This window comes from Bradyrhizobium sp. 195 (assembly GCF_023101665.1).
Lineage (GTDB): Bacteria > Pseudomonadota > Alphaproteobacteria > Rhizobiales > Xanthobacteraceae > Bradyrhizobium.
In genome coordinates this window covers 4438434-4451912 of the sequence record NZ_CP082161.1, presented here as the reverse complement: position 1 = coordinate 4451912, position 13479 = coordinate 4438434, and the positions used below count along the sequence as shown (strand labels likewise).

The 13479-nt window shown below is 66.8% G+C and carries 8 protein-coding genes; 1 reads left to right on the top strand and 7 read right to left on the bottom strand.

Going from position 1 to position 13479, the window contains the following annotated elements; genetic code table 11:
* The first annotated feature begins 41 nt into the window (after nucleotides 1–41).
* Complete coding sequence (locus IVB26_RS20585; protein WP_247967162.1) at nucleotides 42–1733, top strand: Na/Pi cotransporter family protein; 1692 nt, start codon at nucleotides 42–44, stop codon at nucleotides 1731–1733.
* 213 nt (nucleotides 1734–1946) lie between these two features.
* Here IVB26_RS20585 and IVB26_RS20580 read toward each other — a convergent pair whose 3' ends face one another.
* The 7 genes from IVB26_RS20580 to IVB26_RS20550 all read right to left on the bottom strand — a co-directional run bounded on the left by IVB26_RS20580 (nucleotide 1947) and on the right by IVB26_RS20550 (nucleotide 13400).
* Nucleotides 1947–2285 (bottom strand): lipid-A-disaccharide synthase N-terminal domain-containing protein, encoded by a 339-nt coding sequence (locus tag IVB26_RS20580; RefSeq protein WP_246921735.1) that lies wholly within the window; start codon nucleotides 2283–2285, stop codon nucleotides 1947–1949.
* Complete coding sequence (locus tag IVB26_RS20575) at nucleotides 2282–3034, bottom strand: glycosyltransferase family 2 protein (RefSeq protein WP_247967161.1); 753 nt, start codon at nucleotides 3032–3034, stop codon at nucleotides 2282–2284. Before IVB26_RS20575 ends, IVB26_RS20580 begins: the two co-directional genes overlap by 4 nt.
* Nucleotides 3035–3097: 63 nt before the next feature.
* Nucleotides 3098–3943 (bottom strand): phosphatase PAP2 family protein, encoded by an 846-nt coding sequence (locus IVB26_RS20570; protein WP_247967160.1) that lies wholly within the window; start codon nucleotides 3941–3943, stop codon nucleotides 3098–3100.
* 1 nt (nucleotide 3944) lies between these two features.
* A complete protein-coding gene (locus tag IVB26_RS20565) occupies nucleotides 3945–5687 on the bottom strand; it encodes an ArnT family glycosyltransferase (RefSeq protein ID WP_247967159.1) in 1743 nt (580 codons plus the stop codon).
* A 50-nt stretch (nucleotides 5688–5737) separates the two neighbouring features.
* Nucleotides 5738–7948, bottom strand: a complete 2211-nt coding sequence (gene pbpC, locus IVB26_RS20560) for a penicillin-binding protein 1C (RefSeq protein ID WP_247967158.1) — start codon at nucleotides 7946–7948, stop codon at nucleotides 5738–5740.
* Nucleotides 7949–7953: 5 nt separating this feature from the next.
* Nucleotides 7954–13158, bottom strand: a complete 5205-nt coding sequence (locus IVB26_RS20555) for an alpha-2-macroglobulin family protein (protein ID WP_247967157.1) — start codon at nucleotides 13156–13158, stop codon at nucleotides 7954–7956.
* Nucleotides 13155–13400 carry a hypothetical protein gene (locus IVB26_RS20550; RefSeq protein WP_247967156.1) on the bottom strand — a complete coding sequence of 82 codons (246 nt, stop codon included), beginning with the start codon at nucleotides 13398–13400 and terminating at the stop codon, nucleotides 13155–13157. Before IVB26_RS20550 ends, IVB26_RS20555 begins: the two co-directional genes overlap by 4 nt.
* Between the last annotated feature and the right edge of the window lie 79 nt (nucleotides 13401–13479).

Sequence of the window (13479 nt, the reverse complement as noted above, 5' to 3'; positions counted from 1 at the left end):
GGCGCTAGCCTCACCAATCGACTCCAATCCGGACACGGAGCATGGGAACGTTGGTTCTGCTCGATCTCATGGGCGGCGTTGCGCTGTTGTTGTGGGGCCTGCACATGGTCCACAGCGGGATCCTGCGCGCCTTCGGTCCCGACCTCAGGCGCCTGCTCGGCAAGGCGCTGAGCAACCGCGTCAGCGCCTTCGCCGCCGGACTCGGGCTCACCGCGCTGCTCCAGAGCAGCACGGCGACTGCCCTGATCACCTCTTCATTCGCCGCCGAAGGCCTCGTCAGCCTCGCCGCTGCGCTCGCCATCATGCTCGGGGCCAATGTCGGCACGACACTGATCGTGCAGGTGCTGTCGTTCAACATCGCGGCCGTCGCACCCGTGCTGTTCGTGCTCGGGCTCGTCGCCTTCCGCTCGGGCCCGCGCTCGCGGATCAAGGACATCGGCCGCGTCTGGATCGGCCTCGGCCTGATGCTGCTTTCGCTGCACATCCTGCTCGACACGCTGGCACCGGCGGAGAACGCACCCGGCGTCCGCGTCGTGATGTCCGCCATCACGGGCGATCCGGTCCTGTGCATCGTCATCGCGGCCCTCGTCACCTGGGCGGTGCATTCGAGCGTTGCCAGCGTGCTGCTGATCATGTCGCTGGCCTATTCGCAGTTCATCACGCCCGATGCGGCCCTTGCACTGGTGCTCGGGGCCAATCTCGGCAGCGCCATCAATCCCGTCTTCGAGGGTGCCAAGCGTGACGATCCCGCGAGCTATCGCCTGCCGGTCGGCAATCTCGTCAACCGCGTGATCGGGATTGCCCTCGTCCTGCCCTTCCTGGGCGCGATCGCCGAGCACATGCACGCCTGGCAGCCCGATCTCGCCAGGATGACCGCGGCATTCCACATCGCGTTCAATGTCGGCACGGCCATTATCTTCATCGGCCTGCTCGATACCATGTCGCGCCTGCTCACCCGCCTCCTGCCGGATCGCGTGCGGGAGGCCGACCCCGCCCGACCGCGCTATCTGGACGAGACCGCGCTGGAGACGCCATCGCTGGCGCTCGCCGACGCCGCCCGCGAGACCTTGCGCATGGGCGATCTCGTCGAGGTCATGCTGCGCAAGGTGATGGCCGCGATGATGACAGGCGACCGTGCGCTGGTCGACCAGGTCTCCAAGATGGACAATTTCGTCGACGGTCTCGACGAGGCGATCAAGCTCTACGTGACCAAGTTGATGCGGGGCAGCCTCGACGAGAGCGAAGGACGGCGCGCGATGGAGATCATCTCCTTCGCCATCAACCTCGAACATATCGGCGACATCATCGACAAGAGCCTGAGCGAACTCGCCACCAAGAAGATCAAGCGGCGCTTCCAGTTCTCGGCGGAAGGGGCCGACGAGCTCGCCGCCTTCCACAAGCGCACGATGGACTCGCTGCGGATCGCGTTCGGTGTCTTCATGTCGAGCGACGCCAACGAGGCGCGCAAGCTGCTGGTGGAGAAAACCGCGCTGCGCAACACCGAGCTTGCGGCGGTCGAAAGGCATCTCGACCGCTTGCGCGAGGGCCGGCCCGAGACCATCGAAACGACGTCGCTGCATCTCGACGTGCTGCGCGACCTCAGGCGCATCCACTCGCACATCTGCTCGGTCGCCTATCCCGTGCTCGACGCGGCCGGTGAGCCCTATCGCAGGACCGAGGCGGAGACAGCCGCCCTGCCCGCGTCGGGCGCGGCGTCGGCGTTGCCGCGCTAGAGCGGAATGGCTTTAGGTTGAATCAATCGCCGCGGCTCGTTCACCTCTCCCGCTTGCGGGAGAGGTCGGCGCGGCCCGGGCGATGCGAAGCATCGTCCCGCGCGCCGGGAGAGGGCCTTTCTCCTCTAGGGGATTGTCCCATTGCGGAGACACCCTCTCCCCAACCCTCTCCCGCAAGCGGGAGAGGGAGCGCACTTCCGTACGCGCTAGCGCTCAGCGATCCAGCGTCTTCGAAGCGCGGCCGCGGTTCTTCACGATCAGCATGATGTTGCGGATATAGATGATGGTCGCGAGCGATTGTCCGAGGATGATCACCGGCTCGCGCTTCACGACGCCATAGACCAGCGTCATCAGCCCGCCGCCCATCGAGCAGAACCAGAACGCCATCGGCACCACGCTGTTGCCAGCGCGCTCGCTCGCGATCCACTGCACCAGGAAGCGCGCCGTGAAGAACAGCTGCGCGACCAGGCCGAATGCCAGCCAGAAATCGAACTTGGCGACGAAGACGTCGTAGAGATAGTTGCTCAGCGCCTGACCGTATTGGATGATCATGCGTTCACCTCAGTCACATCTGGTGTCGGCTTCTTGCGGCGGATCAGCCACCACACCCCGGCGAGATCCATGATGCCGACCCACAGCCGATCGAAGAAACCGTAGTTCGACACGCCGGAATGGCGCGGCCGGTCGATCACGTCGACATAGGCGATCTCGTAGCCTTCGCGGCGGACCAGCGCCGGCAGGAAGCGATGCAGCCCGTCGAAATAGGGCATCATCAGGAAGACCTCGCGCCGGAATGCCTTCAACCCGCAGCCGGTATCCCGCGTGCCGTCCTTCAGGATGGCGTTGCGGACGCCGTTGGCCACGCGCGACTGGAATTTCTTGAAGCCGGTATCCTTGCGTCCGACGCGCTGTCCCGCAGCGAGGCCGACGCGCCCTGCTCCCTTCTCGACCGCCGAGATCAGGTCGGGCAGGAAGGCCGGATTATTTTGGCCGTCGCCGTCGAGCGTTGCCACGATCCCCCCGCGCGCCGCGCGGACGCCGCTGCGCACGGCGGCGGATTGGCCGCCTGATCTGGCGTGGCGGAGCTGGCGCAGATTGTCCCGCTGCGCCATGAGCGTCGCGAGCCGTTCGCCGGTCGCATCGGTCGAGCCGTCGTTGACGTAGATGATCTCATAGGCCCAGCGGCCGTCGAGCGCCGCACCGATCTCCGCAATCAGCGGAGCGATGTTGTCGGCTTCGTTGCGCACGGGAACGACGATGGAAACCGAAGGCTGGGAAACCGAGGGCTGGGACGACGACAAATCGAGGCTCGTGGTTGGAATGGGACTGCCCGGGGAACCGGCGCCTCCGGCAGGCAGCCGCTTTTATGGGGCGGATGCCCCGTGGGCAACCCTTTTGAGGCGGCCCGAGACCGCCCCCGCAAGAGGCACGATGGTGCCGTCGGTGCGGATGGCAAAGCCCAGCCTTCGGGCCGCGAACCAGTAGCGGACTGCCATGGCGCCGACCGTGCCGACCAGGGCACCGGCCACGACGTCGCTCGGGTGATGCGCGACCAGCACCAGCCGCGTCAGCAGGATCACGATTGCGTAAGTGAACATGAAAACGCGCAGCCGCGGCCACAATGCTGACACAGCAAACGCCAGGGCGAACGCCGCCACTGCATGGCCCGACGGCAGGCTGGCATAGGCCCCGGTCCCCTCGAACGGCACGAAGTTGAAGGGATTGGCCTTGCCGCCGACGAACGGACGGCCGCGGCCGAAGAGATATTTCAGGATCTCGGCGACGAATGCCGAGACGGCAATCGACAGAAACACAAACTGCAGCCGTGTGCCGAGTCCCAGCAGCAGCGCGCGGCGCGTCCCATGCAGCCCCGCCGCAACGAACGCCAGAACCACCAGCGTAGCCCCCAGCACCGACAACAGATACTCGTCCTTGCCGAAATCGGTGAGGATGCGGATCGGCCACAGTCCCGGCGTGCCGCGCGCCGGCATCAGCTGGATCTCGGTCTGGTCGAACGCGACCATCAGAACGATGACCAGAGCCGCGCCCGCTGCGCTGAGCCACAGTGAATGCCGAGCCAGTTTTCGCGCGGCCTCTGCGCGGCGCGAATGCGAGGGCGTGCGAACCAGCTGCGCCAGCGCCTGCCGGGACACAGCGAGCAATTGCGCGGGATAGGACGGACGCGGCGCGCTGCTGGTCGGGGCCGGCATCCTATTCGGTGCCTTCCGACCGGAAGATCGAGATCGAGATCGCGCGGCCTTGCGAGAAATTATAGCCGTCGATGCGCGTCCCGACCTTGTAGCGCAATCCGATCGCTTCGGCGCGCTGCACGAAGCTGCGCTCCGAGCGCTGCTCGATCAGCGCGAAGCGACAGCTGCCTTGCCGCAGAAAGTCCGCGGCTCCCGAGCCGTCGGTCAGCAGCGTCTGCGTGCCCGTCAGGAAGACCAGGCTCGGCTCGTGATAACCGGCAGCAGCAGCCTTCGGCCCGACGCAGGTGACATTGCGGAGCGCGCGCGCGACCTCGATGCTCGGAAACAGCGGCGTCAACGACGGCAGCACGATGCCGTACACGATCACCGCCAGCATCAGGGCCGCGACCAGCGCGTTGAGCAGCGAGCGCTCGGCGCGATTGTTGTCGTAGAGCCACCAGGCGAACAGGCCGAAGATCAGCGACGCCGCGATGAACGGCCAGGCCACGAAGGCCGGCTGCCGGGTCAGCATCACCGCGCCGACCACCGCGATGATCGAGGCGGCCGCGGGGATCGCGAACCACCAGGCTGAACCGCGCATCAGCCAGGAGCGCGACAGCACGCGCCGCTCCACCGCGCCCGCGGTGAGAATGGCGATCGCCGGATAGAGCGGCAGCACGTAATGCGGCAGCTTCGTCAGCACAGCCTCGAACACGATCCAGGATGGGATCAGCCAGGCCAGCAGAAACTGCGCGCCGGGCTCACGCCGGGCCCGCCAGACCGCGGGCGCCGCCATCGCCGCGAGCGGCGCGCCCGGCCAGAACGTGATCCAGAACAGCGCCAGGTACAGGCCGGGCGGCGCGCCATGGGATTCCTGGGCGCCGATTTTGCTCAGCATGTCGCCGCCGACGGAATCGGCGAAGAACGTTTCGCCCGCGCGCCAGAAGATCGCGACGAACCAGGGCAACACCAGCACGAGCATCCACATCAGGCCCCAGACCGGGCGCAGCCGCCACAGCCAGGAGGCATCGCGGTCCTGGATCGCGAGCGCAACGATGGTCAGTCCTGCGAACATCAGGATCAGCGGACCCTTGATCAGGATGCCGACGGCGAGCGCGGTCCAGAAGATCGCGGGCCAGCTCCAGGGCGGATGCGTCTCGTCCTCGGCGCGCTGCCAGGACAGATAGGCCCGCGCCATCGCCCCCATCGCCGCGACCACGCAAAGCAGCAGCATCGCGTCGGTCTTGGCGAGCCGTGCCTCGACGCCGAGCAGCACCGAAGCGCACATCATCAGCGCCGCCAGCACCGCGGCGCGCCGCGTGACGAAGCCGAGGGCGGCCCAATAGGTCATGAGCACTGCGCCGATCGCCCCCAGCAGCGACGGCAGCCGGTAGACCCAGATGCGCAATTCGGCCTTCGGCAGCTTGAGTGCCGATGCCGCCTCAACCGCCGCCGACTGCAACCAGTAGATGCCGACCGGCTTCTTGTAGCGGACGTCCTCCTGAAAGCGGATGTCGACGTAATCGCCGCTCTCGACCATCTGCTTAGTGGCCTGGGCGAACCGCGCCTCGTCGCGATCGATCGGCGGGATGGTGAAGAATCCCGGCAGGAACAGCAACAGCGCGCAGAGCACGAGGAAGCCGACCGCGCGCGCATGGCTGGCCGTGACGACATCGAGCATGCGCACGAGCCCGCTGCCTGGATTTGCAGGCGATTTCGACTCGCGGGGAGCTCCAAAACGAGGGCTGGGGTAGGTCTCGGCCATTGGTTCCGCTTACGCTGAAACCGCCATCGCCACAACCGCTTAAGCCGGGCTCATTGAATTCGAATGACGACTGTGTCCGCGGCGCCCGTGGCATCGATCACCGTGAGCCGCGCAAAGCCGGGACCTGGCGGATCGATCAGGCGCTGGCGGCGGCCGTCGATCTCGCCGAGTGCCGTGCCGTTAACCATGACGGTCATGGGCAGAACGCCGCCGGCAACCTTGACCGGCATCGCTGCGCTCTCCTGCCCTCCGGAGCGATCGACATCGATCCGCGAGCCGTTCAGCGGAAACTGGATGTGCAGCGCCTGCTCGCGGCCGGTCCGCACCAGTTCCCCCACCGGGCGGAACCGCTTCAGCGGCAACGGCAGCTTGGCATTGCTGGCAACCAGGGTTCCCCTCGGCGGCTTCGGTAACGGGGCCAGCGTCTTGCCGGTGCGGGCGAAGGCGTCGAACAGGATCGGCGCAGCGGCGACGCGCCCGATCAGGCCAGGGACCGGCGCGCCATCGGGCCGGCCGACCCAGACGCCGATGGTCATCCGGCCGTCGAACCCGACCGACCACGCGTCGCGATAGCCGTAGGAGGTGCCGGTCTTGAAGGCGATGCGGTTGTGAGCGGCGTTCTCCGGAGGCGGCGTGCCCAAGAGCACGTTGCCGACCTGCCAGGCCGCGACCTGATCCAGCAGCCGGAGCGGTTCGCGGTCGTCCCTGTCCGCCATGATCTCGCGCAGTGGCTTGGCGGTGCCGAGGCGGGCGAAGCCGGTGTAGAGTTGGGCGAGATCCTGCAGCGTCACGCCGACGCCGCCGAGCCCCATGGCAAGCCCGGGCGCTTCGTCCTTGGGCAGCACGAGATTGCCGCCGGCCTGCCGCAGCCGCGAGGCCAGCCGGCTGGAGCCGACGCGGTCGAGCAGCACGATCGCCGGGACGTTCAGCGACAGTTGCAGCGCCTTCCTCACCGGCACCGTGCCCTGGAAAGTCATGTCGAAATTCTCGGGGGCGTAGGAGCCGAAGCGGACGGGACGATCGTCGATCAGGCTTTCCGGATGAACGAAGCCGTCCTCGAAGGCGAGCCCGTAGATGAAGGGTTTCAGCGTCGAGCCCGGCGAGCGGATCGCGCGGGTCATGTCGACCTGCCCTGCCCGGCTCTCGTCGAAATAATCGGCTGAACCCACGCGGGCGAGCACGTCCCCGCTCTCATTGTCGACCATGATGATGCCGACGGAGATGTTCGGCCCGAGCGCAAGGGCGCGGTCGCGCGCCAGAGGCTCCAGCACTTTCTGCAAGTTCGCGTCCAGCGTCAGCTTGATGACCGGCGTGTCCTTGACCGTCGAGAGCGCGGTGTCGGAAGCGTGCGGCGCCAGGATCGGCATCGGTTTGCGCAGTTTTGGCACGGGCACGGTCTTGGCCTGCCTTGCGTCGTCGTCGCTGACCACTTGCTCCTCGACCATGCGGTCGAGCACGCGGTCGCGCGCCTTGCGCGCGGCTTCGGGATGGCGGTCGAGCCGGCGCGTTTCCGGCGATTGCGGCAGCGCGACCAGCAGTGCGGCCTCGGCCAGTGACAGGCGCTTCGGCTCCTTGCCGAGATAGCCGATCGAGGCGGCGCGGATGCCTTCGAGATTGCCGCCATAAGGCGCCAGCGCGAGATAGAGATCGAGAATCTGCTCCTTGTTCATGCTGCGCTCGATTTCGAGCGCGCGCACCATCTGCCGCAGTTTTGCATAGAGCGAGCGCTGCCGCCGCGGCTCCATCAGGCGGGCAAGCTGCATGCTGATCGTCGAGCCGCCCGAGACGATGTGGCCGCGCGTCGCAAGCTGCAAGGCGGCACGCCCCAGCGCCAGCGGGTCGATGCCGTCATGGGCGTAGAAGCGCTGGTCTTCGTAGGCCAGCAGCAGTTTCAGATAGGTCGGGTCGACGTTGGAACTGGCATCGACCGGCAGGCGCCAGCGGCCATCCGCCATCGCATAGGCACGCAGCAGCTTGCCGTTGCGATCGACGATGGTGGTCGAGACTTTCCGGGCCTCGTCAAGCGGCAGCGGACCGAGCGAGTAGACCCAGCCGACGAGGCCGAGGATGGTGAGGATGAAGGTGAGTGCAAGGGCTGAGAGAAGGGGATGGCCCCGGCCCCGCGCTCGACTGCCGTCGTTCCGGGATGGTCCGGAGGACCAGACCCGGAACCTCGAGATTCTCAGGCGCGCAATTGCGCGCCGTAGTTCGGCTCTTCGAGCCGCCCCGGAATGACGAGAGCTGTTATCACCGTGGCTCATCTCACTCACTTCGCCGCCCGCACCTCGACGTTGCCGGTGCCGGTGCGGCCGTAGCGCGAGGGATTGTACATGTCCTCGACATAGGCCTGCGGCAGCACGTATTTGCCCGGCGAGACGGCGCGCACGATATAGGCGACCGTGAAGACCGACTTGGAGTCCGAGGCACGGTCGACTGCCGCGGTGAAGCGGTCGTCGCGGAACTCGGCGTCTTCAGGCTCCTCGCCGTCCTCGATCCAGTCCAGCGTGCCGCTGTCGCCTGACGACACCAGCTTCGGGTTGTCGATCTCGAGGCCCGCGGGCAGATAGTCGGACACCATGATGTGGCCGTACTCGGGCTTGGCCTCGGTGATCTTCAGCACCACCGCGAAGCGCTGGTTCTGCTTGACCTTGCTGATGTCTGCCGGCTTGCCGTCGAGCGTGAAGTAATTGCGCTCGATCTTGAAGCCGTTCGACGCCGCCGGCTCCGGCGTCACCGGCGAGCCCGACACCGAGACCACGGCCTGCACCGGCGCATCGCCGGTGTTGGTGATCTTCAGCGGCTTGCCCTCCAGCGTCACAGCCTTGTAACTGCGATAGAGCGCGGTCTTGACCGGCTGGCCGTCCACTTCCATGGACAGGTTCTCCTTGGCGAGCGCACGTGCGGCGAGCACCAGCCACGCATTCTCCTGCGTGGAGGTGTAGGGCGTCAGCCCGCGCGCGGTCTCGACCCGCGACACCGCCTGCGTCAGCGTCGCCTTCGGCGCGTTGCCTTCGCTGGCAAGCGACACCAAAGCTGCGGCATCGCGGAGCTGCGAGCCGTAGTCGGTGCGTCCGAACTCCAGCACGGGCTTCGGCGCGAGGCTGTCGAGGGCGGCGCCATAGACCCGTTCGGCGCGGTTGCGGTCGCCGACCAGCGCCAGCGCCGCCGCGAGCTGCGACTTCGCGATCGGCGTTGCCAGGTTGGCAAGCTTGGTATCGGCGAGATAGCGGAGATCACCGATGGGCGCCGCGCCGTTGCGCGCGAGCACGTAGAGGCCGTAGGCGAGATCGCGGCCACCGTCCTTCTCCGGCTCGTTGCCGTTGACGACGGAGTTGCGGATGCGGTCGAGCGCGTTCTTGAACAGCACGTCCGGCACCACAAATCCCTTCTCGCGGGCGCGGGTCAGGAAGTCCGTGACATAGGCGTCCAGCCAGGCATCGTCGCCGCCCGCCGACCACAGGCCGAACGAGCCATTGGAGCCCTGACGAGCCAGAAGCCGCTCGATCGCGTCGCGGATGCGCTGGTCGACCTCGGTGTCCATCGCCAGATGCGCGCCGGCCGCGAGGTCGTTGACATAAAGCAACGGCATCGCGCGGCTCGTGATCTGCTCCGAGCAGCCATAGGGATAGCGGTCGAGCGCCTTGAGGATCGTCGCCGCGTCGAGCGCGGTCGACAGGCTCGCCGAGACCGAGACGCTGCCGGTGCCCGGCACGAGATCGGAGAACATGTCCGAGGTCAGCGTCAGGCTCTCACCCTTGGCCAGGGTGCGGATCGAGCGACGCGCCAGCACCTGCGTCGCGGCCTTGACTTCGAACGCATAGTGGCGCGCCAGCGTCGGGCCGTTCGGCCCCTTGATGTCGACGTCGAGCGTCGCCTGCCCCGCGGCGGTTGCGTCGACCGCGAGCGAGAACGAGTTGCGCTGCTTGGCGGCGAGCTTGACCGTGGTCGCGGGATTGCCGGTCATCTTCACCGGACCGCCCGTCTTCACGTTGATGACGTAGTCGCCGGCCTGGCCCTCCACATTGTCGATCTCGAGATTGACCGTGCCGTGGTCGCCATTGAGCAGGAAGCGCGGCAGGGTCGTGGTCAGCACCACGGGGTCGCGGATCACGACATCGGTGTTGGCGCGGCCGAGCTTGGTCGCAGTCCACGCCACCGCCATCACGCGCGCGGTGCCGGCGAACTCCGGAATGTCGAAGCTCACTTCGGCGGTGCCGTCAGCGGCGACGGTGACAATGCCCGAATACAGGGCCAGCGGCTTTTGCGCGGGCGGCGAGCCCTGGAGTTCGCCAGCGCCGGCGTCGCCGCCGGACTTGATCTGGCCGCGCGTGCCGGACATGCCGTCGATCAGCTGTCCATAGAGATCGCGGATCTCGGCACTCAGGCGGCGCTGGCCGAGATAGTAATCGTCCGGAGCCGGCGGCTTGTAATTGGTGAGGTTGAGGATGCCGACGTCGACCGCGGCGATGACGATCTTGGCGTCCTCGCCGGGATTGAGCCCGTCGAGCTTGACCGGGATCTTCAACGTCGCGTTCGGCCGGATCAACGCTGGCGGCGACAGCTTCACCTGCAGCGTGCGGGTCTGCTTGTCGATGCCGAACCATTTCAGCCCGATCGCCCGGCCCGGCATGCGCTGGGCAGCGGCATCGAGCGGACGGCGCAGCGTCGCCACGACGTAGGCACCGGTGCCCCAATCCTTGCCGATCGGGAGCTTAACCTGGGCGGTGCCTTCCTTGACGTCGATGGTCTGCGTCGTCAGCAGGCGATCGCCGAGCACGTTGATGGTCAGCTTGCCGGCGCTGCGGACATTGACCGACACCGTCATGGTGTCGCCTGAGGAATATTGCGGCTTGTCGATCGAGGTCTCCAGCAGGTCCGGCGTGTCGGCGCTGCCGTCGGAGTACCAGCCGACGTCGAACTGCACTGAGGTCACCGGGCCATCGGCCTCGTTCGACTTCACATCGAGCCGGTAGCGGCCGGGCTGGGGCGCGAGCGAAAGCCGCGTCGGCTTGTCGGCCGCAACAGTCACGTCACCGTCGGCGACGCGCGAGGTCGACTTGACCGGCTCGTACTCCCAGTAATTGTTCTGGCGATACCATTGATAGCGCGACTCCATCTCCAGGAGCTCGTAACGCAGGCCGTCGCGGCGCAGCCTCTCACCCTCGGGCGAGACGAACACGACATCGAACTCGGCCTTGTCGCCCTGGGCCACGTTCTTGTCGCCGAACAGCGGCTTGACGCCGATCTGCGCCGCGGTGGGCGCGACCGGCAGCACGATCTTGCGCTCGACGGCGCGGCCGCCGGTCTCGACCATGCGGACGAAGATCTGCGCCTCCTGCGGACGGGTCGAGGCCGGCTGCTTGTCCAGCGTCACCGGGAAAGTCGCAACGCCATTGGCGTCGGCTTCCGGCAGATTCTCCAGCGGCGTGCGCTCGTTCGAGGTGGTCTCCTCGTCGGCGACGCCGAACTGGTAGCCGGCAAAGCCCGGGCGCTCGCTCGCGGGCGCGACCAGCATGTCGCCTTCGAGCGCAAGACCCGAGGCCGGCGCGCCATAAAGGAAATGGCCGTCCGCCTTAAGCTCTACTGGAGCGTTAGCCTTGATCAGCTTGTCCTTGGCGGACAAGTCGAATTCGATCCTGTCGGGGACGTAATCCTCGACCATGAAGGTGGTCTCGCCGACCGAGGAGCCCTTCGGATCGGTGAAGGCACGCACCCGCCAGGTCCCGGTCGGCACAGCCGAATTGAGCGTCACGGCCAGTGTGCGGCCGCCGGCGCCCTGATCGGACAGCACGGCCCGGCGGAATTCGACGCCATCGGGGCGCTCGATCACCAGCGTCAGCGGCCCGCCGGAGACGGCGTTGCCCTGCCCGTCGCGCAAGAGCGCGGTGAGATAGACGGTCTCGCTGGAACGGTAGACGCCGCGCTCGGCATAAACGAAGGCGTCGGCGCCGGCAGGCACCGCGCGGCCGGAGACGCCGCGGTCGGACAGGTCGAAGGCGGAGGACTTCAGGCTGAGGAAGGCATAATCGGCCTTCTCGCCGGTCACGGTGAGCATCGCCGGCGACAGGCCGCCCTCGCCCCGGGCAAGGCCGGCTTCGAACAGCACGTGGCCGCTCTCGTCGGTCTTGCGGGTGGCCAGGATCTCGTTGTTGCGGGCAACCAGGCGCACCTCGGCCTTGCCGACCGGATCGGTCGAGGCCAGCGAGTTGACGAACACGTGGATACCGTCATTGCCGGAATAGGCCGACACGCCGAGATCGGAGACGATGAACCATTGCGTTGCGAGCTGGTACTCGTCGTCCGAGCCCGGCCCCTTGGCGGCGGCCGTCATCACATAGACGCCCGGCTGGAGCTCGCCGAGGGCCTGATCGACCGGGAATGCCGTGGTGACGTCCTGGTTCAGCGTCATCGCGGTCGCGAGCTCGCCGGTCCAAACCTTGACGCCGCGCTCGTCGCCGAGATCGCTGAGCTGATATTTCGACAGCGTCTTCTGGAAGTCGCTGTCGACCACCGTGTTGATCAGGTTGCGGTCACCGATCCGGAACACGTTGATGTTGACCGCGGGCGTGTTGACGCTAACAACGGGAATGCCGCGCTGGCCGGTCCTCGGGAGCACATAGGCCCGGCTGGTGAAGCGCACGAAGGGTTTGCGGTCGCGCACATAGACGTTGAACTCGGCCGATTTCGGCAGGCCTTCCTTCACGGTGGACGGCAGGCCGGCGCGCAAATTGATGTTGTAGCGCTCGCCGTGCTTCAGCCCGTCGACGCAGAGCTGCTTGCCTTCGGCCGACAGCGCCGGCTTGTCCTGGCCCGCCAGCGCCAGGAACGGCGCGAAGTCGGTGCGTTTTGCCAGCTCCTCCGAGAACTGGAAGCAGGCGCGCGGGCTCGCCGAATCCGAGTCCACGGTGTAGTCGAGCAGCCGGAAGCCGTGCTCATCGCGCATTTTCTCATACTGGCCGCGGACGTCGGCGACCTCGCGCATGTCGAGCGACAGCCGCAGCGCGTCCAGCGCCGGCCGCCACAATTTCCGTTCCGCCAGCGACTTGCCGAGCACGGCAAGCGCGTCGGCCTCCTCGCCCGGGTTGCCGGCCCGCTGGTAGGCAATGTAGGCCGCGGTCGAGGCGCGCTCCAGCAGGAAGGTCTGCTCGCTCGAGCTTTTCGGCGAGATCTGGAAGATCACCTTGGCGAGCCGCAGCCAATTGCCGGTATCCTCCGGCGTGGTGGCCGCGATCTGGCCGAGCACCGAGAGCCCCGTGCGGTAATCATTACGCCGGAAAGCGGCGTCGGCATCCGTCTTCAGCGTCGCATTGGTCTTGGCGACCGGCCCCGCTTCGCTCTTGATCTGCGCCTCCAGCTTGATCGCGGAATCGGCGAGATCGTCGCGCTTGAACGCTTTGTCAGCGGCTTGTGCCGCGCTAAGGCCGAGCGCCAGCGCGGCGCAGAGTGTGACGGCGCGAACAAGACCGATCATGAGGGACTCCCGGAAATCGCGGACAGCCGCCCGCAGGCGGCATGAAATGCGCGGAATGGTGACAGACTCAAGGCGATGGAACCAAAGGTGCAAATCGTCGCATTCGCCATGACAAGGCAAGCCCAGAGGAGACCGATCAAGATATTGTCGCGCACGCCGTCCTGATGGCGCAGCAATACCAGATCCGTCGACCGGCGGCCGTATCCCGGAAGCTCTTCAGCGTTACCGGCGATGTGATCCATCTCCAGTCCGCTGCCGCTCAACCCGGCACCCTGACACGCCACCGTTCCGCTTTGTCGCGGCATTGAGGAAAAGGGTTCG

What these genes read in the sequence shown, in the direction of transcription:
- IVB26_RS20585 (WP_247967162.1), top strand. Translation starts at nt 42, where the DNA reads ATGGGAACGTTGGTTCTGCTCGATCTCATGGGCGGCGTTGCGCTGTTG.
- IVB26_RS20580 (WP_246921735.1), bottom strand. Translation starts at nt 2,285, where the DNA reads ATGATCATCCAATACGGTCAGGCGCTGAGCAACTATCTCTACGACGTC.
- IVB26_RS20570 (WP_247967160.1), bottom strand. Translation starts at nt 3,943, where the DNA reads ATGCCGGCCCCGACCAGCAGCGCGCCGCGTCCGTCCTATCCCGCGCAA.
- IVB26_RS20565 (WP_247967159.1), bottom strand. Translation starts at nt 5,687, where the DNA reads ATGGCCGAGACCTACCCCAGCCCTCGTTTTGGAGCTCCCCGCGAGTCG.
- pbpC (WP_247967158.1), bottom strand. Translation starts at nt 7,948, where the DNA reads ATGAGCCACGGTGATAACAGCTCTCGTCATTCCGGGGCGGCTCGAAGA.
- IVB26_RS20555 (WP_247967157.1), bottom strand. Translation starts at nt 13,158, where the DNA reads ATGATCGGTCTTGTTCGCGCCGTCACACTCTGCGCCGCGCTGGCGCTC.
- IVB26_RS20550 (WP_247967156.1), bottom strand. Translation starts at nt 13,400, where the DNA reads ATGGATCACATCGCCGGTAACGCTGAAGAGCTTCCGGGATACGGCCGC.